Source organism: Rhizobium sp. TAL182 (assembly GCF_002117725.1).
Classification (GTDB): domain Bacteria; phylum Pseudomonadota; class Alphaproteobacteria; order Rhizobiales; family Rhizobiaceae; genus Rhizobium; species Rhizobium esperanzae.
The window spans coordinates 256,685-280,401 of record NZ_CP021027.1 but is presented as its reverse complement, the minus strand read 5'-3'; the positions used below and the strand labels follow the sequence as shown (position 1 = coordinate 280,401).

The 23,717-nt window shown below is 57.6% G+C and carries 12 protein-coding genes and 5 pseudogenes; 6 read left to right on the top strand and 11 right to left on the bottom strand.

Features of this window, described 5'->3' with window-relative positions; all coding sequences use genetic code 11:
- Window positions 1-14 precede the first annotated feature (14 nt).
- Window positions 15-1,010, top strand: a complete 996-nt coding sequence (locus Tal182_RS25760; protein WP_085859526.1) for an IS30 family transposase — start codon at window positions 15-17, stop codon at window positions 1,008-1,010.
- A gap of 99 nt (window positions 1,011-1,109) precedes the next feature.
- Here the strand turns inward: Tal182_RS25760 and Tal182_RS25755 are convergent, their stop codons facing one another.
- Complete coding sequence (locus Tal182_RS25755; protein ID WP_085859525.1) at window positions 1,110-1,847, bottom strand: hypothetical protein; 738 nt, start codon at window positions 1,845-1,847, stop codon at window positions 1,110-1,112.
- Between the two features lie 292 nt (window positions 1,848-2,139).
- On the opposite strand from Tal182_RS25755, the gene Tal182_RS31555 reads away from it, so the two are divergent.
- Together Tal182_RS31555 and Tal182_RS25750 are read left to right on the top strand one after the other, a co-directional pair.
- A complete protein-coding gene (locus tag Tal182_RS31555; protein ID WP_094299122.1) occupies window positions 2,140-2,376 on the top strand; it encodes a hypothetical protein in 237 nt (78 codons plus the stop codon).
- Window positions 2,271-2,597: pseudogene (locus Tal182_RS25750) on the top strand (ISNCY family transposase); the annotation flags it as partial. The gene Tal182_RS31555 and the pseudogene Tal182_RS25750, both read left to right, overlap by 106 nt.
- 229 nt (window positions 2,598-2,826) lie before the next feature.
- Here the strand turns inward: Tal182_RS25750 and Tal182_RS25745 are convergent.
- On the bottom strand, window positions 2,827-5,790 hold the full coding sequence (locus tag Tal182_RS25745; RefSeq protein ID WP_245344885.1) for a Ulp1 family isopeptidase: 2,964 nt from the start codon (window positions 5,788-5,790) through the stop codon (window positions 2,827-2,829).
- Between the two features lie 574 nt (window positions 5,791-6,364).
- Window positions 6,365-6,586, bottom strand: a pseudogene (locus Tal182_RS25735) (hypothetical protein); the annotation flags it as partial.
- A gap of 88 nt (window positions 6,587-6,674) precedes the next feature.
- On the opposite strand from Tal182_RS25735, the gene istA reads away from it, so the two are divergent.
- A complete protein-coding gene (gene istA / locus Tal182_RS25730; protein ID WP_085861389.1) occupies window positions 6,675-7,961 on the top strand; it encodes an IS21 family transposase in 1,287 nt (428 codons plus the stop codon).
- On the top strand, window positions 7,961-8,761 hold the full coding sequence (gene istB / locus Tal182_RS25725) for an IS21-like element ISSme2 family helper ATPase IstB (RefSeq protein ID WP_085861388.1): 801 nt from the start codon (window positions 7,961-7,963) through the stop codon (window positions 8,759-8,761). The genes istA and istB overlap by 1 nt, the downstream gene beginning before the upstream one ends.
- A gap of 503 nt (window positions 8,762-9,264) precedes the next feature.
- Here istB and Tal182_RS25715 read toward each other — a convergent pair.
- The 6 genes and pseudogenes from Tal182_RS25715 to Tal182_RS25690 form a co-directional block, all read right to left on the bottom strand.
- Window positions 9,265-12,144, bottom strand: coding sequence for a Ulp1 family isopeptidase (locus Tal182_RS25715; RefSeq protein WP_245344884.1), 2,880 nt, complete (start codon window positions 12,142-12,144; stop codon window positions 9,265-9,267).
- Window positions 12,145-12,705: 561 nt separating this feature from the next.
- The gene (locus Tal182_RS25710; protein WP_085861386.1) at window positions 12,706-15,972 is read right to left on the bottom strand and encodes a Ulp1 family isopeptidase; all 3,267 of its coding nucleotides are present in this window, start codon (window positions 15,970-15,972) and stop codon (window positions 12,706-12,708) included.
- Between the two features lie 687 nt (window positions 15,973-16,659).
- Window positions 16,660-16,923, bottom strand: a pseudogene (locus Tal182_RS32955) (transposase); the annotation flags it as partial.
- A gap of 8 nt (window positions 16,924-16,931) precedes the next feature.
- The gene (locus tag Tal182_RS32950; RefSeq protein WP_245344882.1) at window positions 16,932-17,156 is read right to left on the bottom strand and encodes a hypothetical protein; all 225 of its coding nucleotides are present in this window, start codon (window positions 17,154-17,156) and stop codon (window positions 16,932-16,934) included.
- A 699-nt stretch (window positions 17,157-17,855) separates the two neighbouring features.
- Window positions 17,856-20,024, bottom strand: coding sequence for a Ulp1 family isopeptidase (locus Tal182_RS25695; protein WP_245344894.1), 2,169 nt, complete (start codon window positions 20,022-20,024; stop codon window positions 17,856-17,858).
- 252 nt (window positions 20,025-20,276) lie between these two features.
- Window positions 20,277-20,785 (bottom strand): annotated as a pseudogene (locus Tal182_RS25690) (transposase); the annotation flags it as partial.
- A 524-nt stretch (window positions 20,786-21,309) separates the two neighbouring features.
- Here Tal182_RS25690 and Tal182_RS25685 point away from each other — a divergent pair.
- Complete coding sequence (locus Tal182_RS25685; RefSeq protein ID WP_085861385.1) at window positions 21,310-22,197, top strand: host specificity protein; 888 nt, start codon at window positions 21,310-21,312, stop codon at window positions 22,195-22,197.
- Between the two features lie 117 nt (window positions 22,198-22,314).
- Here Tal182_RS25685 and Tal182_RS32945 read toward each other — a convergent pair.
- Both Tal182_RS32945 and Tal182_RS25670 read right to left on the bottom strand, forming a co-directional pair.
- Window positions 22,315-22,579, bottom strand: a pseudogene (locus tag Tal182_RS32945) (LLM class flavin-dependent oxidoreductase); the annotation flags it as partial.
- A gap of 515 nt (window positions 22,580-23,094) precedes the next feature.
- The gene (locus Tal182_RS25670) at window positions 23,095-23,667 is read right to left on the bottom strand and encodes a nuclear transport factor 2 family protein (RefSeq protein ID WP_164517823.1); all 573 of its coding nucleotides are present in this window, start codon (window positions 23,665-23,667) and stop codon (window positions 23,095-23,097) included.
- Window positions 23,668-23,717: the final 50 nt, after the last annotated feature.

Genomic DNA, 23,717 nt, shown 5'->3' with positions numbered 1-23,717 from the left:
TCGGGAGCCATGGTTTGAGCCGTACCTTTTCGCATTTGAGCTTTGACGAACGCCGATCGATTTCCAGGATGTTGGATCAGAAGTTTAGCCAGTCTGAGATCGCCAGACGCCTCGGCCGGGACCGTGCGACCATCTCCCGGGAGATCAAACGCAACTACTGGCACGATCAGGAATTCCCCGATGCCGAGGGCTACTGGGCGATGACCGCCAACGACATGGCGCGCGAAAGGCGCCGGCGGATCGGCAAGCTCTTTCGTCGCGAGGATCTGCGGAACGAAGTGATCGGAAAGTTGGAATCCGGCTGGTCACCGGAACAGATTGCTGGACGACTGAAGATCGAACCAGCGGCCAAGGCAAGCGTCTGTCACGAGACGATCTACCGATATGTCTATTCACCAGAAGGACAAAGGCAGCAACTCGCGCGGCTTCTACCGGAACGGCGGAGAAAGCGCCGGCCGCGATATGCTCGCAAGCCGCAGAATCCAGTCTTTCCAGATGAGCGTTCGATCAAACATCGGCCGGAAGCCATCAACGATCGCAAGGAATTCGGTCACTGGGAAGCCGATCTCATGATCTTCGAAAGGGTTCAGGGCAATGCCAATGTGGCAACGATTGTCGAGCGGACGAGCCGGTTCACCATGCTGTTCAAGAACAACGACCGGCAGTCCAAGCCGATCATGGAGCGGCTCATCAACGTGCTCAGCCCCCTGCCCAGGCATGCCCGGCAAAGTTTGACGTTTGATCGCGGATTTGAATTCGTCTCCTGGCGGCGACTGAAGCAAGGAATGGGAACCGATGCATGGTTCTGCGATCCGTCTGCGCCCTGGCAAAAAGGCTCCGTCGAGAACATGAATCGGCGGATTCGGCGTTACCTGCCGAGGGATACTGCTGTCCTGTCAGTTCCTGATGAATTGATAGGATTACTGATCGATCGGTTGAACAGTACGCCCAGAAAATGCCTTGGTTTCCACACCCCAGCTGAAGTGTTCAGGCGTGAAGTGAACAAATGACGGCAAGCCGGGGCGGAGGACGGATTTTATGAATGATCCTGCGGTGATTGCGCGGCGAGAGAAAGCGTTATTAGGCAGCCAGCGGCAGGATAGAGATCGTCAATGCACGCCGATATCGCTTTGCGTATCCGACTCTAACTGCAGGCAAGCTGCCCAAAGTGGCGTCTTGTGGAAGGATCCATCCTGCAGAAGAGAGAGCCCCTCTCGTGCCTCATAGAGCAAGCCGAGCCAGCATAAGCGTTGGAAGACGCCATACCGAAGATCGGATTTCAACTCCCAGGCTTCTATGGTCATTTCGGTGTCCGACAGAGGCGCCAGGTCTGGATAGAGGACCTTCACAACTTCCATTGGCGTGCAACCTTCTCTGGCCTTGATATTGAGAAGATTGAGGAACATGCGCCACCAGCGTAAACGCGCTCGGACCTCCTCTTCCCGCTCGGTGGCGTGGACATACGAATAGAGATAATCCGTGGCGACCAGATCGAAGAAGGCTTGCGGGTTCACCAGAAACTCCCGGCCGCGTCTGGTTGGCAGCAGCACATCCTTTTTCCGGCGAAGAAGCTTCAGATGATGGGTCATGTCACGCACGACCCAAAGCGGCGGCATGTCGCTTTCATTGAGCACCTTGTTCATGCTGTAGAGGTCTTCGGCTGTGAAGCCCGGCCAGAGGAAGTGCACAGCGGCCCAATGCACGAACTTGCGGTTCATGGCGCCGGTCGCCGTCAATCCTATGCCACCCTCACCGTCAGCATAGGCAATCGAAAGAAGCATGCCACGAACAAGTGGTGACAGAGCGGCGACATCGACGTCCCCGTGCAGATTGATTTCCGGAAGCATCGTGCGGCTTTGATCCCTACCCCGTCCCATGCAGGTGCAAGCGAGTATCAACCGGCGACGGAACAATTGCTACTGAGAAAGCTAAAGCCAAAGGGGAGCGTCATCACCCGCCCCCGTTCCTCCCTTGCAACCCGGCCCAGCCGGTCGGATCGGGGGCTGATCTCCCTGCCCTGTAGCAGCCTTAAGCCCTTGTTGCATTTACATTAGAAGTCACACGCAAAGTTGAAGTGTCCTGATTCTGCAAAGTTGGAATGTCACACTCTCCCCGTTTTGATGACGGCGGAGATTGCAGATGGGATTGATAGCGATGAGCGAGCGTGATCTGCAGCGGATCGAGGTTTTGTCGAAGGTTGCCGACGGCCGCATGACGATGGTGTCGGCGTCGCATGTGCTTGCTCTCAGCGAGCGCCAGGTGCGGCGGCTGTTGGCCGCTATGTCGAGACCTATGCCTATGCCGACGGCCGCCTCGATGTACGATGGAAGGGACATTCCCTGCCCTACAAAACCTTCGACAAGGACCAGCGGGTGACGCATGCGGCGATCACCGAGAACAAACGGCTCGGCGACGTTCTGTCTTATATCAAGGAGCGTCAGGAGCAGCCGTCGAAGCCGGTGGTGATGACCAACAGCGAGAAGAACGGCTATGTGCGACGTGCTCACGGTCCGGGACGGCGGAAGGATTTTACGAACGATCCGGCCGTCATCGAACGCCATAAAGCTGCGCTGGCAAAGCGCGATGCTGCCGAGTGAGGCGTCGATCGCATCGTCTTAAAGCTAAAGCCGATAGGTGCCCCTCACCCGCCCCCGCTCCGCCCTTTCAACCCGGCCCAGCCGGTCGGATCGGGGCTGATCATCAGAGCCAGCGTCGCGTTTCTAACTGGCTGACAATGTCGCCCCTCTAATCAGCTTTGACAGCAATTGTAACCGCAAAGTTAGAATGTAAGAACCACTGGCATCTATTGCTCGATCGATCTCCACCCTATTGCAGGAAAAGGTAAATGTCGCTCTGCATGCCTGATGGCCCCAGAGTGGCCGTGTAGGGCACACCATGGATACTGAAGTTGGTGGGTTTGTCCGCGCTCGGCAGCAAGTCAAACAAGTACATTGCAGGCAGAAGGTCATCTGGTACCGGTTGATTGCCGTGTTGCCAGCTCGGAGGGACAAATCCTCCCAAGTCGTCCACAGGCAGCGTGTACTGTGGGGTGCCGAAGATCGATGCCCCCAAGCTTTGCTCCCATGGTGCGTCTGGCGGATTGACGCTTTGCACCGGTGAATAGGCGGCTGACGGCAAATCCTGCCGGAAGGTCGCTGTATTCCAGCTATCGGGAAGCTGGCCGGGTTGACCCACTCCATGCCAAAACTCTGCGGGATCGGCGATCTGTGTGGAGGACTCCGGTCCAGCCGCCGCAGCCCCCGCTCGAGCACTGTTGGGCGCGGGGCTCAGACGTCGTTGGAGTTGCTCCCGATCGGCGACGAGGTTGTCGAGGTGCAGCACGGCTGGCCGGCCTCTTCGTGCCAGTCGTCTAACGAGCGCCCGCGTGCCGTCAACCACGAAGACTCCGCAATCATAGTCGTTGCGCTGTTGGGTCATGCGGACGGGCTCCAGACGGGTACCCAACCTTTGTGCGAGCATTGCTGCAAACTCGTTGTTCTGGCCCCGGAAGGAGTCATAGTGATAGGCAGCCGGCCCCTCGCGGTTGCGACGGTCAACGAGTAGCAGCGACCAATGGGTGCCGCGGTGATCAGGATCCGAAGCACTGGCATCGCTCACTGGAAGGAACAGGAAGTCGGCTGTATCTCTTCCATTCTGATCATTAACGATGCGCTGGAAAGCGCTCAGCGCGGTGCTCTCATCGCCCAGGCGCAGATGATAATGGGCTATCAGGGGATCGATAAGCCGCGTCCTGGCGGCGAGATCCGGATCGTTTCGCTGCAAGTCCTGCATTAGCAGCTCATAATCCGTCTGGATATGCTGGTCGCCCAGCCATTCGATATGGTCGAGCGACAATCCGCTGCGGCCTTCGATCGATGGATCAACCTGCTGCAGCGGCGAAGTTGATCTGAACTCGGCACGTGGATCCGAACGGCCGTCCAGACCGGCCGGTTCCCGGCCACTTGCCTGCTCAGGGGACAACCCCGACGCTGCGTTCGCCTCAACGACTTGCTGGTACTGCCGAAGCCGCTTGAAAGAGATAGTGTGTTTTCCCATGTCTTCGGTGAAGTCTTGGTAATCTTTTTTCAACGACCATTGCTGCTGATCACTGCCGTTGAGCCGGCTCGCTATGCTCTCCCTACCCCTGGTTTGCAGCCAATCACTAAACTTTCGTTGATTGCTGGCCAGTCTCCAGACGACTCTCCTCTTGGAAGTCGAGGCCGATCCGAGCTTGCTCAGCTCTTCGTTGGCCAAGGCATCAATCATGAGGGCGTCGTCGGGATAAGGATGATGCTGTTTCAACTGCGACTCAGCGCCTAGATACTGCCGCAGCCGATCGAGACTCACGTTTATTTTTACTTCAACGTTAGTAGTAAATTCCCTAAAATCGTCCTTCAACGACCGTTGCTGCTCATCACTGCCAGTCAGGCGACTGCTTATGCTCCCCCGACCATTCTTTCGGAGCCAATTACTAAACCTCCGTTGATTGCTGGCCAGATTCAAGACGCCTTTCCTCTTGGAAGTCGAGTCCGGTCCGAGCTTGCTCAGCTCTTCATTGGCGAAGCCATCAATCATGCGGGTGTCGTCGGGATAAGGATCATGCTGTTTCAACTGCGACTCGGCGCCTAGATACTGTCGCAGCCGATCGAAACCCACGCTTATTTTTACTTCAACGTTAGTAGTAAATTCCCTAAAATCGTCCTTCAACGACCGTTGCTGCTCATCACTGCCAGTCAGGCGACTGCTTATGCTCCCCCGACCATTCTTTTGGAGCCAATCACTAAACCTCCGTTGATTTATCGCCATATTCTGGACAACTTTCCTCTTGGAAGTCGAGTCCGGTCCGAGCTTGCTCAGCTCTTCGTTGGCCAAGCCATCAATCATGAGGGCGTCGTCGGGATAAGGATGATGCTGTTTCAACTGCGACTCGGCGCCTAGATACTGCCGCAGCCGATCTAAACTCACGACCACTTTTCCCTCGGCCTCGGTAAATTTCCTAAAATCCTCCTGCAACGACCGTTGCTGCTGATCAGTACCCGTGAGTCGGCTGACTATGCTCCCCCTGCCCTCCCTTTTGAGCCAATCGCTAAACTTTCGTTGGTTACTGGCATTTTTCTGAGAAATCGAGACCGGTCCGAACTTACTCAGCTCTTCCTTGGCCAAGCTATCAATGACGCGGGCGTCATCGGGATAGGGATCATGAATTCGGCGGCCCATCAGGCGCGGCCCAGCTCCAACGGCTTGGAGTTCTTGCCCCTCAGGTCCGAGCCTCCTGAAATGAGACAGCGCTGAGTTAAGACGGTTCTGATCGTCCTCACCGCTTGCCCAATAATCCGCGATATCAACGGCTAGTGAATCTGGATCGTTTAAAAACCGAGAAGCCATCGAATCTCTGTTTGCTGCTCGGAGCCAACGAGCGAACCTCCTAAGAATCCCTAAATTGTTCTCGACGGTAGCCTCGGGAACCCTTCCGTCCCCTCGGCCGATGCTACCGTCGGGTAGAATTTCATAGCCTCGGACTGCTTCCGCGAACTGGTTGATGCGGGTCTCGTCATCGGGATGCATGTCCCAGTCGGCGGCGCGACCACGCTTGGCGCCGACGCGAACCTTGGTTGAGACCACGTGAGTCTCCGTTGCGGCATCGACGTCTTGCTGCCCCGAACCCCTCTCCGGCGCCAGCGACTGCGGCGTCACTCGCATCGAACCGCCCACGGATCTGCGACGCGGCACACGGTCGCCGGCGTCACTATCGTGCGAACCGAGGCGTAAGTCGCTCGGATCCTGTTCCATGTCTCGGCTCTCTGAATAGTAGTCCTCGATCCAGGCGTCCGTATCGAAAGCTCCGGTCACGCCTTCGATCCACCCACTTACTTCGCGAGAATCGTCATCGCGCGGCTGGTTCCGTCTTGGGTACATCGATGCCGGTCCTCCGGAAATCAAATTTGGAACCTCGATCCTAATGCCTGCCGACCGCCGCCCAGCATGCTAAAGCCAGATCCAATCATGCCCTCAAGGCATGGCCGAACACCATATGGCGACGGCTTGCCGACAATCGTCTGCACTCGACCATCAGGCCGGCACATGGCTTGAGAGGCTCGCCAGCTTGCCGCTTGCCATGCGGAGCCCGCTAAAATTGGCCTTCATTTAAGCAGTTTCGGGTGATGTGTGGAACATGCAGCGCGAAGGGTGCCGTCAGAATTTCCGATTCCAACCAATCTTTCCGCCGGCCTTTCTGATTTCGCCGCCTCAGGCAACGGAACCATTGCGGTGTAGCTGCTGACAGAACCCGTTGCGCGCCTGATAGTTATGCGACCTATGGGGCGGCGATCAGGATGAGACGCGCGCGACAATCTGGATGAGATTCTTATGTCGCGGTCGGGATGAAGTTATCATGTTGATTGTCGCTGGCAAGAGCTTCATCGTGGTCTGATTGCCGCTCCGCGACAAACTGTGCGGTGCCTTTGATTGTCGCGAATGAGGCTGGCCTGCCGCGCTGGCGTTTGGCCTCCATGGCGGAACGTCGTCGACAGCTTTCGACGTTCATTTCGAAGATCGTTGCGTGATGAACAAGTCGGTCCACCGCGGCACCCGCCCGCAGGTGTCAGGCGAAATGAGAAACTGACCCCCTAACGAAATGAAGAACTGCCCCCTCGTGTGACAACGAGGAGAGATGGATGACAAGTGCGATTTCAGCGCATCCTGCATCGTGGGGAACGATGCAGGGCGAAGATATGCTTGAGGCAGATGAGGTGGTGGCAATGTTGCGGCTGCACGAGCTTGGTTGGGGTGCCAAGCGTCTATCGAAGGAATTTGGATGTGCTCGCAACACTGTCCGTCGATATCTTCGTGAGGGTGGAGCGGTACCCTTCAAGAAGCCGGTTCGGAGGAGTGCTTTTGATGGCCTTGATGATTGGCTTCGTGAACGCTTCTTTCGCCATGATGGCAATGCCGATGTGATCCGGCAGGAGCTGGCGAGCGAGCATGGAATTATCATCGGTTTGCGTTCGGTAGAGCTTCGAGTCCGGGAATGGCGGCGGGAACTCAAGGCGCAAAAGCGTGCGACAGTGCGGTTTGAAACGCCGCCTGGTCGTCAGTTGCAGATCGACTTCGGGCAGACGCGTGTCTGGATCGGTGACGAGCGGCTTCGGGTAAACGTCTTTGTCGCCACGCTAAGCTATTCCAGACGCATTCATATCCGTGCCTCATTGAGAGAAGGGCAGACAGATTGGTTCGAGGGGATGGAAGGCGCGTTTCTTCGGTTTGGCGGCGTTCCCGTTGAGGTTTTGCTGGATAATGCGAAGGCACTTGTCGAACATCACGACGCGGTTAGCCGGGAGGTTCGCTTCAATGCGCGACTCTGGGCGTTTGCCCGTTACTGGGGCTTCGCGCCACGCGCTTGCGCTCCCTACCGGGCGCGAACAAAGGGGAAGGACGAGCGCGGGGTCGGGTACGTCAAGAAGAATGCTATCGCTGGTCGCCGGTTTGAGAACTGGGCTTCGTTCGAGGCGCACCTTGACCGATGGATACGAGAGATCGCAGACCGACGAGAACACGGCACGACTGGTGAAGCACCAATTGAACGCTTTGCTGCGGAGGCCGAAGCCCTTCGGCCGCTATCCGGCCGCGCACCGTTTGGACAACTACGCGACCTCGTGCGCAAAGTGCAGGCGGACTGCGCCATCGATCTCGACACAAACAGCTATTCCGTACCCTGGCGTCTCATCGGCGAGAGCGTCCAAGTCGTTGTATTGGCTGGCCGTGTAATTATCCGTCACGCTGGCCAGGTTGTGGCCGATCATCCTCTCTGCCAGGGACGGCGACAACGGATCGTCGACCGGGATCACTTTGTTGGCGTCGCGGGTAGCGAAGGACTGGTTCGCACCGCTCCAGTCGAGCTGGCACCAGCCGCCTTGCTGCGACCTCTTGCGGAATACGAGGCCGTTGTTGGAGGTGGCTGGTGATGACGACCGTCGATCACGATTTACTCATCGCGACACTCGATCGGCTAAAGCTGACGGCGATCCGCGATCAACTCGACACGTTGCTGGACGAGGCGGCCCGCTCGAAGATGACGTTGCGCGAAGCTCTGGCGTTCCTGGTCTCACGAGAGATTGCCCGGCGCGATGAACGGCGCATCTCGATGTCGAGCAAGTTGGCGCAGTTCCCCTGCGTACGCGAACTCGATGGCTTCGACTTCGAGGCACAGCCCTCGCTGGATCGAGGACAGATCAGGGAGCTGTCAACCTGCCGCTGGATTGCTCACGGCGACACCGTCCTATTCCTCGGACCTCCGGGCACCGGTAAGACGCACCTTGCTGTCAGTCTTGGCCGAGAAGCAATCCGCCAGAACTACAACGTTCAATTCGTCACGGCGGCCACTCTGGTTGCGATGCTCGCCAAGGCCCATAACGATGGCTCATTGGACAAGCAGTTGACAATCCTATCGCGGCCGAAACTGCTGATCATCGACGAGCTGGGATATCTGCCCTTCGAAGCTAACGCCGCCCACCTGTTCTTCCAACTGGTCTCTCGCCGCTATGAAAGGGGATCGATCCTGATTACCTCCAATCGATCGGTCGGAGAGTGGGGGAGCGTCTTTGGAGACCCTGTCGTCGCCACCGCGATATTGGACCGCCTGCTGCACCATTCGACGGTGATCACCATCCGAGGTGATAGCTACAGGCTTCGCGAAAAGCGCCGTTCCGGCCTTCTGCAGAAGGCCGGAACAGCGCTTGAGACAAACGAAACAGCAAATCAATGAAGGGGTCAGTTCTTCGTTTCGCCTACGGGGTCAAATCTTCACTTCGCTTGACAGCAGGCATAGTTTGATAGTTGCAGGATACGTGGTCGGCATCGAGTACCCAACTCACACGTTGGCTCATGATCGCCGCATGAAATGCATCCGGCGCCATGGGCAGGTTTCGTCCTGGCCTGAAGCCATAGTAGAACCCGCAAAGGATAGGCCGTCATAGACGGCACTAAGCACTTCAGCGGCCGCGCCAGCATCCTTCGCACCCGAGGCTCTTCCCGCATCCGTATCTGTCTACACTTCAGATGCGACAGCCGTCGCCTCTTGGGATGCTGGCCAAACGTCACGTTTTGAAGGAAGACTGACGACGTGCACATTCGATGTCGCCCCCGGCACTGGGGATCGTCTCATCTGGGTTGGCGCGCTGCACGTGGCCGCGTAAAAACGGATTCTCTCTCAACGGTTTGGTGCTTTTTCAAGAACCACTGGCATCTATTGCTCGATCCATCTCCACCCTATTGCAGGAAAAGGTAAATGTCGTTCTCCATGCCTGATGGCCCCAGAGTGGCCGTGTAGGGCACACCATGGATAGTGATGCTGGTCTGGGGGTTGTCCGCGCTCGGCAGCAACTCAAGCCAGGACATTGCAAGCCGAAGGCCAGCCGGTGCCGGTTGATTGCGGTGTTGCCAGCTCGGAGGGACAGCTCCTCCCAAGTCGTCCACAGGCAGCGTGTACTGTGGGGTGCCGAAGATCGATGCCCCCAAGCTTTGCTCCCATGGTGCGTCTGGCGGATTGACGCTTTGCACCGGTGAATAGGCGGCTGACGGCAAATCCTGCCGGAAGGTCGCTGTATTCCAGCTATCGGGAAGCTGGCCGGGTTGACCCACTCCATGCCAAAACTCTGCGGGATCGGCGATCTGTGTGGAGGACTCCGGTCCAGCCGCCGCAGCCCCCGCTCGAGCACTGTTGGGCGCGGGGCTCAGACGTCGTTGGAGTTGCTCCCGATCGGCGACGAGGTTGTCGAGGTGCAGCACGGCTGGCCGGCCTCTTCGTGCCAGTCGTCTAACGAGCGCCCGCGTGCCGTCAACCACGAAGACTCCGCAATCATAGTCGTTGCGCTGTTGGGTCATGCGGACGGGCTCCAGACGGGTACCCAACCTTTGTGCGAGCATTGCTGCAAACTCGTTGTTCTGGCCCCGGAAGGAGTCATAGTGATAGGCAGCCGGCCCCTCGCGGTTGCGACGGTCAACGAGTAGCAGCGACCAATGGGTGCCGCGGTGATCAGGATCCGAAGCACTGGCATCGCTCACTGGAAGGAACAGGAAGTCGGCTGTATCTCTTCCATTCTGATCATTAACGATGCGCTGGAAAGCGCTCAGCGCGGTGCTCTCATCGCCCAGGCGCAGATGATAATGGGCTATCAGGGGATCGATAAGCCGCGTCCTGGCGGCGAGATCCGGATCGTTTCGCTGCAAGTCCTGCATTAGCAGCTCATAATCCGTCTGGATATGCTGGTCGCCCAGCCATTCGATATGGTCGAGCGACAATCCGCTGCGGCCTTCGATCGATGGATCAACCTGCTGCAGCGGCGAAGTTGATCTGAACTCGGCACGTGGATCCGAACGGCCGTCCAGACCGGCCGGTTCCCGGCCACTTGCCTGCTCAGGGGACAACCCCGACGCTGCGTTCGCCTCAACGACTTGCTGGTACTGCCGAAGCCGCTTGAAAGAGATAGTGTGTTTTCCCATGTCTTCGGTGAAGTCTTGGTAATCTTTTTTCAACGACCATTGCTGCTGATCACTGCCGTTGAGCCGGCTCGCTATGCTCTCCCTACCCCTGGTTTGCAGCCAATCACCAAACTTTCGCTGATTGCTGACCAGCTTCGAGACGACTATCCTCTGCGAAGTCGAGTCCGATCCGAGCTTGCTCAGCTCTTCGTTGGCGAAGCTATCAATCATGAGGGCGTCGTCGGGATAAGGATTATGCTGTTTCAACTGCGACTCAGCGCCTAGATACTGCCGCAGCCGATCGAGACTCACGTTTATTCTTTTTCCTTCAGCCTTGGTAAAGGCCCTCAAATCGTCCTTTAACGACTGTTGCTGCTGATCACTGCCAGTCAGGCGACTGGCTATGCTCCCCCGACCCTTCTTTCGGAGCCAATCACTAAACCTCCGTTTATTGCTGGCCAGATTCAAAACGCTTTTCCGCTTGGAAGTCGAGTCCGATCCGAGCTTGCTCAGCTCTTCCTTGGTGAAGCTATCAATCATGAGGGCGTCGTCGGGATAAGGATTATGCTGTTTCAACTGGGACTCGGCGCCTAGATACTGCCGCAGCCGATCGAAACTCACGACCACTTTTTTTCCTTCCTCCTTGGTAAAGGCCCTAAAATCCTCCTGCAACGACCGTTGCTGCTCATCAGTACCCGTGAGTCGGCTGACTATGCTCTCCCTGCCCTCCCTTTTGAGCCAAGCGCTAAATTTTCGTTGGTTACTGGCATTTTTCCGGGAAGTCGCGGCCGGTCGGAGCTTACTCCGCTCTTCGTTGGCCAAGGCCTCAATAATGAGGGCGTCGTCGGGATAAGGATTATGCTGTTTCAACTGGGACTCGGCGCCTAGATACTGCCGCAGCCGATCTAAACTCACGCTTATTTTTTTTCCTTCAGCGTTGGTAAAGTTACTGTAATCGTCCTTTAACGACTGTTGCTGCTGATCACTGCCAGTCAGGCGACTGGCGATGCTCTCCCTGCCCTCCCTTTGGAGCCAATCGCTAAACCTCCGTTGATTGCTGGCCATATTCCAGACAACATTCCTCTTGGAAGTCGAGACCGGTCGGAGCTTACTCCGCTCTTCGTTGGCCAAGGCATCAATAATGAGGGCGTCGTCGGGATAGGGAACATGAATTCGGCGCCCCATCAGGCGCGGCCCAGGTCCAACGGCTTGGAGTTCTTGCCCCTCAGGCGAGAGCCTCCTGAAATGAGACAGTGCTGAGTTAAGACGCTTACGATCGTCCCCACCGTTTGCCCAGTAATCCGCGATATCACCGGCTAGCGAATCTGGATCGTTTAAAAACCGAGAAGCCATCGAATCTCTGTTTGCTGCTCGGAGCCAACGAGCGAACCTCCTAAGAATCCCTAAATTGTTCTCGACGGTAGCCTCGGGAACCCTTCCGTCCCCTCGGCCGACGCTACCGTCGGGTAGAATTTCGTAGTTTCGGACTGCTTCCGCGAACTGGTTGATGCGGGTCTCGTCATCGGGATGCATGTCCCGGTCGGCGGGGCGACCACGCTTGGCGCCGACGCGAGCCTTGGTTGAGACCACGTGAGTCTCCGTTGCGGCATCGACGTCTTGCTGCCCCGAACCCCTCTCCGGCGCCAGCGACTGCGGCGTCACTCGCATCGAACCGCCCACGGAACTGCGACGCGGCACACGGTCGCCGGCGTCACTATCGTGCGAACCGAGGCGCAAGTCGGTCGGATCCTGTTCCATCTCTCGGCTCTCTGGATAGCAATCCTCAATCCAGGCGTCCGTATCGAAAGCTCCGGTCACGCCTTCGATCCACCCACTAACTTCGCGAGAATCGTCATCGCGCGGCTGGTTCCGTCTTGGGTACATCGATGCCGGTCCTCCGGAAATTCAAATTTGGAACCTCGATCCTAATGCCTGCCGACCGCCGCCCAGCATGCTAAAGCCAGATCCAATCATGCCCTCAAGGCATGGCCGAACACCATATGGCGACGGCTTGCCGACAATCGTCTGCACTCGACCATCAAGCCGACACAGAGGCTCGCCAGCTTGCCGCTTGCCATGCGGAGCCCGCCATTCGATGTTGCCCCGGCACTGGGGATCGTCTCATCTGGGTTGGCGCGCTGCACGTGGCCGCGTAAAAACGGATTCTCTCTCAACGGTTTGGTGCTTTTTCAAGAACCACTGGCATCTATTGCTCGATCCATCTCCACCCTATTGCAGGAAAAGGTAAATGTCGCTCTGCATGCCTGATGGCCCCAGAGTGGCCGTGTAGGGCACACCATGGATACTGAAGTTGGTGGGTTTGTCCGCGCTCGGCAGCAAGTCAAACAAGTACATTGCAGGCAGAAGGTCATCTGGTACCGGTTGATTGCCGTGTTGCCAGCTCGGAGGGACAAATCCTCCCAAGTCGTCCACAGGCAGCGTGTACTGTGGGGTGCCGAAGATCGATGCCCCCAAGCTTTGCTCCCATGGTGCGTCTGGCGGATTGACGCTTTGCACCGGTGAATAGGCGGCTGACGGCAAATCCTGCCGGAAGGTCGCTGTATTCCAGCTATCGGGAAGCTGGCCGGGTTGACCCACTCCATGCCAAAACTCTGCGGGATCGGCGATCTGTGTGGAGGACTCCGGTCCAGCCGCCGCAGCCCCCGCTCGAGCACTGTTGGGCGCGGGGCTCAGACGTCGTTGGAGTTGCTCCCGATCGGCGACGAGGTTGTCGAGGTGCAGCACGGCTGGCCGGCCTCTTCGTGCCAGTCGTCTAACGAGCGCCCGCGTGCCGTCAACCACGAAGACTCCGCAATCATAGTCGTTGCGCTGTTGGGTCATGCGGACGGGCTCCAGACGGGTACCCAACCTTTGTGCGAGCATTGCTGCAAACTCGTTGTTCTGGCCCCGGAAGGAGTCATAGTGATAGGCAGCCGGCCCCTCGCGGTTGCGACGGTCAACGAGTAGCAGCGACCAATGGGTGCCGCGGTGATCAGGATCCGAAGCACTGGCATCGCTCACTGGAAGGAACAGGAAGTCGGCTGTATCTCTTCCATTCTGATCATTAACGATGCGCTGGAAAGCGCTCAGCGCGGTGCTCTCATCGCCCAGGCGCAGATGATAATGGGCTATCAGGGGATCGATAAGCCGCGTCCTGGCGGCGAGATCCGGATCGTTTCGCTGCAAGTCCTGCATTAGCAGCTCATAATCCGTCTGGATATGCTGGTCGCCCAGCCATTCGATATGGTCGAGCGACAATCCGCTGCGGCCTTCGATCGATGGATCAACCTGCTGCAGCGGCGAAGTTGATCTGAACTCGGCACGTGGATCCGAACGGCCGTCCAGACCGGCCGGTTCCCGGCCACTTGCCTGCTCAGGGGACAACCCCGACGCTGCGTTCGCCTCAACGACTTGCTGGTACTGCCGAAGCCGCTTGAAAGAGATAGTGTGTTTTCCCATGTCTTCGGTGAAGTCTTGGTAATCTTTTTTCAACGACCATTGCTGCTGATCACTGCCGTTGAGCCGGCTCGCTATGCTCTCCCTACCCCTGGTTTGCAGCCAATCACTAAACTTTCGTTGATTGCTGGCCAGTCTCCAGACGACTCTCCTCTGCGAAGTCGAGTCCGGTCCGAGCTTGCTCAGCTCTTCGTTGGCGAAGCTATCAATCATGAGGGCGTCGTCGGGATAAGGATCATGCTGTTTCAACTGCGACTCAGCGCCTAGATACTGCCGCAGCCGATCGAAACTCACGCTTATTCTTTTTCCTTCAGCGTTGGTAAAGTTACTGTAATCGTCCTTTAACGACTGTTGCTGCTGATCACTGCCAGTCAAGCGACTGCCTATGCTCCCCCGACCCTTCTTTCGGAGCCAATCACTAAACCTCCGTTGATTGCTGGCCAGATTCAAGACTACTTTCCTCTGCGAAGTCGAGTTCGATCCGAGCTTGCTCAGCGCTTCCTTGGCTAGGTCATCAATGATGCGGGCGTCATCGGGATAAGGATCATGCTGTTTCAACTGCGACTCGGCGCCTAGATACTGCCGCAGCCGATTGAAACTCACGACCACTTTTTTTCCTTCCTCCTTGGTAAAGGCCCTAAAATCCTCCTGCAACGACCGTTGCTGCTCATCAGTACCGGTGAGTCGGCTGACCATGCTCTCCCTGCCCTCCCTTTTGAGCCAATCGCTAAATTTTCGTTGGTTACTGGCATTTTTCCGGGAAGTCGAGACCGGTCCGAGCTTACTCTGCTCTTCGTTGGCCAAGGCCTCAATAATGAGGGCGTCGTCGGGATAAGGATCATGCTGCTTCAACTGGGACTCGGCGCCTAGATACTGCCGCAGCCGATCAAAACCCACGTTTATTCTTCCTTCAGCCTTGGTAAAGCCCCTAAAATCGTCCTTCAACGACCCTTGCTGCTGATCACTGCCAGTCAGGCGACTGGCTATGCTCCCCCTACCATTCTTTTGGAGCCAATTACTAAACCTCCGTTGATTTATGGCCGTAATCCGGACAACATTCCTCTTGGAAGTCGAGTCCGATCCGAGCTTGCTCAGCTCTTCGTTGGCGCAGCCATCAATCATGAGGGCGTCGTCGGGATAAGGATTATGCTGTTTCAACTGGGACTCGGCGCCTTGATACTGCCGCAGCCGATCTAAACTCACGACCACTTTTCCCTCGGCCTCGGTAAATTTCCTAAAATCCTCCTGCAACGACCGTTGCTGCTCATCAGTACCCGTGAGTCGGCTGACTATGCTCTCCCTGCCCTCCCTTTTGAGCCAAGCGCTAAATTTTCGTTGGTTACTGGCATTTTTCCGGGAAGTCGAGACCGGTCGGAGCTTACTCCGCTCTTCGTTGGCCAAGGCCTCAATAATGAGGGCGTCGTCTGGATAAGGATCATGAATTCGGCGGCCCATCAGGCGCGGCCCAGGTCCAACGGCTTGGAGTTCTTGCCCCTCAGGCGAGAGCCTCCTGAAATGAGACAGTGCTGAGTTAAGACGCTTACGATCGTCCCCACCGTTTGCCCAGTAATCCGCGATATCACCGGCTAGCGAATCTGGATCGTTTAAAAGCCGAGAAGCCATCGAATCTCTGTTTTCTGCTCGGAGCCAACGAGCGAACCTCCTAAGAATCCCTAAATTATTCTCGACGGTAGCCTCGGGAACCCTTCCGTCCCCTCGGCCGACGCTACCGTCGGGTAGAATTTCGTAGTTTCGGACTGCTTCCGCGAACTGGTTGATGCGGGTCTCGTCATCAGGATGCATGTCTCGGTCGGCGGGGCGACCACGCTTGCGAACCTTGGTTGAGACCACGTGAGTCTCCGTTGCGGCATCGACGTCTTGCTGCCCGCGCAAGTCGCTCGGATCCTGTTCCAGGTCTCGGCTCTCTGAATAGTAGTCGTCGATCCAGGCGTCCGTCTCGAAAGCTCCGGTCACGCCTTCGATCCACCCACTTACTTCGCGAGAATCGTCATCGCGCGGCTGGTTCCGTCTTGGGTACATCGATGCCGGTCCTCCGGAAATTCAAATTTGGAACCTCGATCCTAATGCCTGCCGACCGCCGCCCAGCATGCTAAAGCCAGATCCAATCATGCCCTCAAGGCATGGCCGAACACCATATGGCGACGGCTTGCCGACAATCGTCTGCACGCGACCATCAGGCCGACACAGAGGCTCGCCAGCTTGCCGCTTGCCATGCGGAGCCCGCTAAAATTGGCCTTCATTTAAGCAGTTCGAGTGATGTGTTGGACATGCAGCGTGAAGGGTGCCGTCAGAATTTCCGATTCCAACCAATCTTTCCGCCGGCCTTTCTGATTTCGCCGCCTCAGGCAACGGAACCATTGCGGCGTAGCTGCTTGCAGAACCCGTTGCACGCCTGATAGTTATGCGACCTATGGGGCGGCGATCAGGATGAGACGCCGTATTGCCTCACCCAAGAGTGTTCCCGGAGAATAATGTCGTTGCCTCACTCGATGTTTTCGAATGCCTCACGGGTTGTTCCGATCGTATCCCCGCACCTGGTGCAGGTGACGGAGGTAGCGAAGCCGCTCGCGAGCGCGCCTCTCAATAGCGCTGTAGCGAGCGGGCGGCTTCGCGGGCGGTCATCATGTTTTCCGGTGGGGTCGGTTGTCGAAGGCCAACCTGGCGGTAAGAGCGCGGATGACGATCCTGTATTGTTCGGTAATGATCTCACTGCCCGACCTCTATACTTTCCGTCTGCCGCGCGGCATCGGCGAATGGCCCGAACACCAGCGCATTGGCCTGTGTACTGCGCCAGATTTTCATTCGGCGCTGCACGGTCCGAATGAGGCCGTCGGGATACACGCCGGGGCATTTGACCTGCAAGCGTTCAAGCAACTCTCGCGAAGTTCGCCAAGGCTCCGCCTCGAACCATTCCTCGAGTTCGGCAGTGACGGCGAGTAGAGGATCGGGCCTCCGCCGCTCTCGCTTGGCCGCTGGCTTCAAACAACGACGAGCGCTGCCCGCACGTCGTCGCCGTAAACCCGGCGCCCTGGCCGAGGACCACCCTTCGCCGGTTTGCGTTCTCCTCGCAGCAGTCGCATCGCATGCTTGCGATGAAAGCCCGTGAGCGCCACGAACTCGTCTAACATCCTCGCCTTCTCGGCCCGCCCGCCTAACACATAGCGACAACTGATCGCTGCCACCAATTCCGCACGTGTCGCCATGCTGACCTTCCTCATCACAGCTCCCGAGGTTGATTCGGCGGGAGCAATTTAGATGAGGCAATAACCCATTCTCAGGGAGCAGTTCAGGCGAGGCAATGCGCGCGACAAACTGGCGGTGCCTTTGATTGTCGCGAATGAGGCTGGCCTGCCGCGCCGGCGTTTGACCCCCATGGGTGGAACGTCGTCGATAGCTTTCAACGTTCATTTCGAATGATCGTTGCGTGATGAACAAGTCGGTCCACCGCGGCACCCGCCCGCAGGCATTAGTTGCAGGATACGTGGTCGGCATCGAGTACCCAACTCACACGTTGGCTCATGATCGCTGTATGAAATGCATCCGGCGCCATGGGCAGGTTTCGTCCTGGCCTGAAGCCATAGTAGAACCCGCAAAGGATAGGCCGTCATAGACGGCACTAAGCACTTCAGCGGCCGCGCCAGCATCCTTCGCACCCGAGGCTCTTCCCGCATCCGTATCTGTCTACACCTCAGATGCGACAGCCGTCGCCTCTTGGGATGCTGGCCAAACGTCACGTTTTGAAGGAAGACTGGCGACGTGCACATTCGATGTCGCCCCCGGCACTGGGGATCGTCTCATCTGGGTTGGCGCGCTGCACGTGGCCGCGTAAAAACGGATTCTCTCTCAACGGTTTGGTGCTTTTTCAAGAACCACTGGCATCTATTGCTCGATCCATCTCCACCCTATTGCAGGAAAAGGTAAATGTCGTTCTCCATGCCTGATGGCCCCAGAGTGGCCGTGTAGGGCACACCATGGATAGTGATGCTGGTCTGGGGGTTGTCCGCGCTCGGCAGCAACTCAAGCCAGGACATTGCAAGCCGAAGGCCAGCCGGTGCCGGTTGATTGCGGTGTTGCCAGCTCGGAGGGACAGCTCCTCCCAAGTCGTCCACAGGCAGCGTGTACTGTGGGGTGCCGAAGATCGATGCCCCCAAGCTTTGCTCCCATGGTGCGTCTGGCGGATTGACGCTTTGCACCGGTGAATAGGCGGCTGACGGCAAATCCTGCCGGAAGGTCGCTGTATTCCAGCTATCGGGAAGCTGGCCGGGTTGACCCACTCCATGCCAAAACTCTGCGGGATCGGCGATCTGTGTGGAGGACTCCGGTCCAGCCGCCGCAGCCCCCGCTCGAGCACTGTTGGGCGCGGGGCTCAGACGTCGTTGGAGTTGCTCCCGATCGGCGACGAGGTTGTCGAGGTGCAGCACGGCTGGCCGGCCTCTTCGTGCCAGTCGTCTAACGAGCGCCCGCGTGCCGTCAACCACGAAGACTCCGCAATCATAGTCGTTGCGCTGTTGGGTCATGCGGACGGGCTCCAGACGGGTACCCAACCTTTGTGCGAGCATTGCTGCAAACTCGTTGTTCTGGCCCCGGAAGGAGTCATAGTGATAGGCAGCCGGCCCCTCGCGGTTGCGACGGTCAACGAGTAGCAGCGACCAATGGGTGCCGCGGTGATCAGGATCCGAAGCACTGGCATCGCTCACTGGAAGGAACAGGAAGTCGGCTGTATCTCTTCCATTCTGATCATTAACGATGCGCTGGAAAGCGCTCAGCGCGGTGCTCTCATCGCCCAGGCGCAGATGATAATGGGCTATCAGGGGATCGATAAGCCGCGTCCTGGCGGCGAGATCCGGATCGTTTCGCTGCAAGTCCTGCATTAGCAGCTCATAATCCGTCTGGATATGCTGGTCGCCCAGCCATTCGATATGGTCGAGCGACAATCCGCTGCGGCCTTCGATCGATGGATCAACCTGCTGCAGCGGCGAAGTTGATCTGAACTCGGCACGTGGATCCGAACGGCCGTCCAGACCGGCCGGTTCCCGGCCACTTGCCTGCTCAGGGGACAACCCCGACGCTGCGTTCGCCTCAACGACTTGCTGGTACTGCCGAAGCCGCTTGAAAGAGATAGTGTGTTTTCCCATGTCTTCGGTGAAGTCTTGGTAATCTTTTTGCAACGACTGTTGCTGCTGATCAGTACCGGTGAGTCGGCTGACTATGCTCTCCCTGCCCTCCCTTTGGAGCCAAGCGCTAAACTTTCGTTGGTGACTGGTATTATTCCGAGAAGTCGGGACCGGTCCGAACTTACTCAGCTCTTCCTTGGCCAAGCTATCAATGACGCGGGCGTCGTCGGGATAAGGATCATGTATCTGGCGCCCCATCAGGCGCGGCCCAGGTCCAACGGCTTGGAGTTCTTGCCCCTCAGGCGCGAGCCTCCTGAAATGAGACAGTGCTGACTTAAGACGGTCCTGACCATCCCCACCACTTGCCCAATAATCCGCGATATCAACGGCTAGTGAATCTGGATCGTTTAAAAGCCGAGAAGCCATCGAATCTCTGTTCTCTGCTCGGAGCCAACGAGCGAACCCCCTAAGAATCCCTAAATTGGTCGTCAAGGTACGCTCGGGAACCCTTCCGTCCCCTCGGCCGATGCTACCGTCGGGTAGAATTTCGTAGCCTCGGACTGCTTCCGCGAACTGGTTGATGCGGGACTCGTCATCGGAATGCATGTCCCGGTCGGCGGGGCGACCACGCTTGGCGTAATCGACGCGAACCTTGGTTGAGACCACGTGAGTCTCCGTTGCGGCATCGACGTCTTGCTGCCCCGAACTCCGCGACGACGTCTTGCCGCTGCTCAATCCGAACGCCTTCTTGAACCCTGACGCCATGCGCGACGTAAATCCGCGGCGTTTGCCCTGCGGCGGCGCGGCGACTTCGCCCGCCTCCGCCATATTGCTCGATGTCTTGCTCCCCGAGCCGCCGAATCGCAAGCTGCTGGAGCCCGCCCGAGAGACGTCTATGCTGTGGCGGGCGCCGCTCAACGAGTTCTCCGGCGCCAACGACTGCGGCGCCACTCGCATCGAACCGCCCACGGATCTGCGACGCGGCACACGGTCGCCGGCGTCACTGTCGTGCGAACCGAGGCGCAAGTCGCTCAGATCCTGTTCCACATCTCGTCTCTGTGAATTGTACTCCCGGATCCAGGCGTCCGTATCGAAAGCTCCGGTCACGCCTTCGATCCACTCACTTACTTCGCGAGAATCGTCATCGCGCGGCTGGTTCCGTCTTGGGTACATCGATGCCGGTCCTCCGGAAATCAAATTTGGAACCTCGATCCTATTGACGCCGGACGGCTCTCCTTCCCGTCGAAGCAGGACGAACAGTCGCCGATAGCCGAAACGCCGACGCTCGTTTGCAAGGTCACGCAGCTTTGCCCGCAGCGCCACCTCCGGCGGTCGGCAGGACCGATAACGCACCGTCTTGCGGTCGGCGGATATGATCTGGCAGGCCCGCCGCTCCGAAAGACCCATCACGGCCTTCAGATGCGTGACGGCTTCACGCTTGGCGGCAGGCCCTACCATTTTTTTGCAAGAAGCTCGCGGAGCGCGGCCGCATCCAGCATCTGTTCGCCCAGCAGCTTTTTCAGCCTGGCGTTCTCGTCCTCAAGCGCCTTCAGCCGCTTGGCCTCGGACACTTCCATACCACCGTACTTGGCTTTCCAGTTGTAAAACGTCGCTTCCGAAATCCCGTGCTTACGGCAGAGGTCGGCCGCCTTCGCGCCTGCCTCCTGCTCCTTGGGTACCGCAATTATCTGCTCTTCGGTAAATCTCTGCTTCTTCATTCGTCCGTCCTTTGATGGGCCGGACTCTAATCATTTCTGGAGGAAATTCGCAGTGGCAGGTCCACTTCACCACCTAAGGGGTCTACGTGGCTCCGCTTTTCCAAAGCATTTTAGAATATCGATTTTGCATGATGGCGACCAGTCCGGTTGCACTAGCATATGCGTAATCTGCAATTGGAGACCAACAACGGTGAAAACAGAACAGGCCCGCGGGGCGGTAAATTTTCCGAGACGCCTCTAACATTCAAGCTAATCTTAGCCCTGCCGCGGCGCAGACACCTCCGACGGACTGTCAGCCGATTCGACGATGGTCTGGCGAAGGGAGCCACGCTTTCGCGGATCCTCGAGGCTTGGGCTGAGGTAAAGGGATCAGGAGCGGCGCATGCAACGCGCACCGCCCGCTTCATCGAGTCTAGCAGTCACGTATCCGCTTTATAGGCCGGACATGTGAGCGCACCGTTCCCATGTGAAGCGACTGAAAAGAATGCGCTTCATCACACCTTTCACTCTCAGGAGAGACCGCCATGGATAACTCAGAACGATCGCTGCGCTACAACATTTCCGAGGAAGATGATCGCACCCGGGCCATGGCGGGGTGGATCGAGAATATGACCGGGGCACAAATGCTTACGGGCATGCCGTCCCGATCAACGCCAGATCCCCATGCTCTTTCGCCTTCGTCGCCAACGCGACCATACTCGCTCTCTTCCGAACCTCCAATTAAGGTGCTCGACAGATCGACATTTGCCAGAAAAGTAAGGGAATTTTACGGTGATGAAATCAAGCACATTTCCGTCAATCCACAAGAGTACTCGCCCTTCGTGTCCTCTAAAGCCCTGCGTACGGCTACCATCGCTCGACTCTACGGCGGCACCGACAATGATACGCCCAGCGCGCGATATTTCAGCTATGATCTGGGAGAACGAAGCGTTGGGCTTTTAAGAACAGAGGATGGATTTAGCATCGAAAACGAGCCGTGGCGGGAACTATTTCCCGGTCGAAGAAGAATCACGTCGATTGTAGACCTTCGCGTTACTCATCCGCTTGTCGAGAACGCAGGCGATATTCTGCTCGAACATCAACTTCAACTCGACGGCGAACAGCCGTTGATCATGTCACGTCCCGCTACGCCGGAGATGGGAACCCGTCTAGAGCAGATGGGTTTCGTTGATGTGGGTGAAAATCGCTGGGTGCTCGACCCTACGCAACATCCCGACAAGTGGACAAAGAATAGCAAGGGTGGATGGCAGCGCGCCGACAAACCTTGGAGTTATCTCTCTAAAACCGTGGAGTATCTTAGCGACGATGAAGCAGGTGTCGAGGAGCATTCGAGTGACGCCAGTGTCGAGACAGATTCATCCGATGATGACCCGTCTTGGTACTTCGAACACCTCAATTTGAACCGCGGCTAAAAGCTTGCCTCATCGTGAGGACTTTTTGCGCCGCCGGCTGAGTTGATACGCCCTTGTATTACGGGAGGACGCAGGCGAAGATTAGAGACTGCAATAATTGCTGCGACTCTCTGCGACGGCCCGCCTCATGCTGCACTCCGATCCTGCCGCGATGCAGATTGGCGGGGCTGGCTTCTGGGTGGTCCGCAACGATATCGCCGTTGGGGGTATCTTCTGATAATGGCCGTCGGGTTCGAAAACCTTCTGGTTGAGCCCCTAAAAGATCACCCAGGTACTCCCCAGGCGCCTCATGAATAACGACACCGAAGCGCTTGAACTCGAATCGCTCGTATCCGGACCCGTCGCCAAGCCCAAGGCGACCGTCCGACACGATGTCGATGAATGATCGACGTGCGAGCTGACCGGAAACCGCACGGTCCGGTCGACATCATCGGGACGCGCCCATGGGCCCCATCGGCACGCGTCTGCGAATAGCGGCGAGATCCGTCTCGTCGGCGCGTTCCAGTTCTCGACCATCGGCGTGCGCACATAGCCGAGCTCTTATGGCCGTCAGGCCCACTCGACGCGACGCCAACTCGCATGCCAAACTTTTCGTGATCAAGATCAGGCCCCTTCCAGGCAGCGTAGCCGTTGCGTCTGGGATCGCCCAGCAACCCGCCCAGCGAGGCCACATTGAAGATCACAGGGCCGCGCGGCAACGCCGCACCGCACCGTTCCGCTTCCAGGAAGATCCACGGCAACGACAATGTCGCCGTTTGTCGCAAAGGCATCGACCAGAGCGCGGCCAATCCCGCCTGCAGCGCGTGTAATGACGGCGGGTGTCTGCTTGCTTCATGGATTAGCTTCTCCTGCTCCGGCGTATGCGATCTAACGCTAAAGGAGCCAGATGACAGCAAGTTAGCACCACGTCCCGGAAAAGAAGAGTTCGGCACCAGCTGAACGCGCCGCTATTCCGCCTCGGCTTTCATGCTCTTTGCCGCTTCCGAGCGTATAGACCGGGTCGTTAGAATGCGATGTTCCGATCGGCTGCCTGAAACCGAACCGCTCAATCTCTGGCGACGCCGCCTGCTGTGTCTGCTCCTCGAGCCAATCATAGACCACTGTGCGGTCGGCAATTCTCCACTCCCCTTCCCTTTTCTGAAAATGGTCGCAATATCGACCACATAGGAGAAACCTGGCAACGTATGATCCGGCCGCAGTCCGGCCCTCGTTGGAGCGCAGTGAAGTAGCTCTCGACAGCTGCTTCGCCGGGCTGATAAACTCAATCAGAACGTTGGTGATCTGGTGGATGTTGCGCGGTTCGGTCTTGAAGACACCAAGCGTGAACTCAATGAATCCCTCGGCGGAGCCCGTATACGCTCCGTGAACGTCCTGCGCATCAGGCCAGAAGGAGCTGCGCAGCCCCGCCTCGTCCGCCCGTCTATCCCGCGGCAATACCGATAGGACAGTCGCGGATCGTTTCGCGATCATGCAATTCGACCCATTTTCGTGGTCCATGGCCCGTCGCAAGTCTGGTCTTG

Bases quoted from the DNA above. Each gene is read 5' to 3' on its own strand.
- Tal182_RS25745 (WP_245344885.1), bottom strand. From the start codon at position 5,790: ATGGAACAGGATCCGAGCGACTTACGCCTCGGTTCGCACGATAGTGAC.
- Tal182_RS25755 (WP_085859525.1), bottom strand. From the start codon at position 1,847: ATGCTTCCGGAAATCAATCTGCACGGGGACGTCGATGTCGCCGCTCTG.
- Tal182_RS25685 (WP_085861385.1), top strand. From the start codon at position 21,310: ATGGATAACTCAGAACGATCGCTGCGCTACAACATTTCCGAGGAAGAT.
- Tal182_RS25715 (WP_245344884.1), bottom strand. From the start codon at position 12,144: ATGCGAGTGACGCCGCAGTCGCTGGCGCCGGAGAGGGGTTCGGGGCAG.
- Tal182_RS25695 (WP_245344894.1), bottom strand. From the start codon at position 20,024: ATGCGAGTGGCGCCGCAGTCGTTGGCGCCGGAGAACTCGTTGAGCGGC.
- Tal182_RS25670 (WP_164517823.1), bottom strand. From the start codon at position 23,667: ATGATCGCGAAACGATCCGCGACTGTCCTATCGGTATTGCCGCGGGAT.
- istA (WP_085861389.1), top strand. From the start codon at position 6,675: ATGACAAGTGCGATTTCAGCGCATCCTGCATCGTGGGGAACGATGCAG.
- Tal182_RS25710 (WP_085861386.1), bottom strand. From the start codon at position 15,972: ATGTACCCAAGACGGAACCAGCCGCGCGATGACGATTCTCGCGAAGTA.
- istB (WP_085861388.1), top strand. From the start codon at position 7,961: ATGACGACCGTCGATCACGATTTACTCATCGCGACACTCGATCGGCTA.
- Tal182_RS32950 (WP_245344882.1), bottom strand. From the start codon at position 17,156: ATGGCGACACGTGCGGAATTGGTGGCAGCGATCAGTTGTCGCTATGTG.
- Tal182_RS31555 (WP_094299122.1), top strand. From the start codon at position 2,140: ATGGGATTGATAGCGATGAGCGAGCGTGATCTGCAGCGGATCGAGGTT.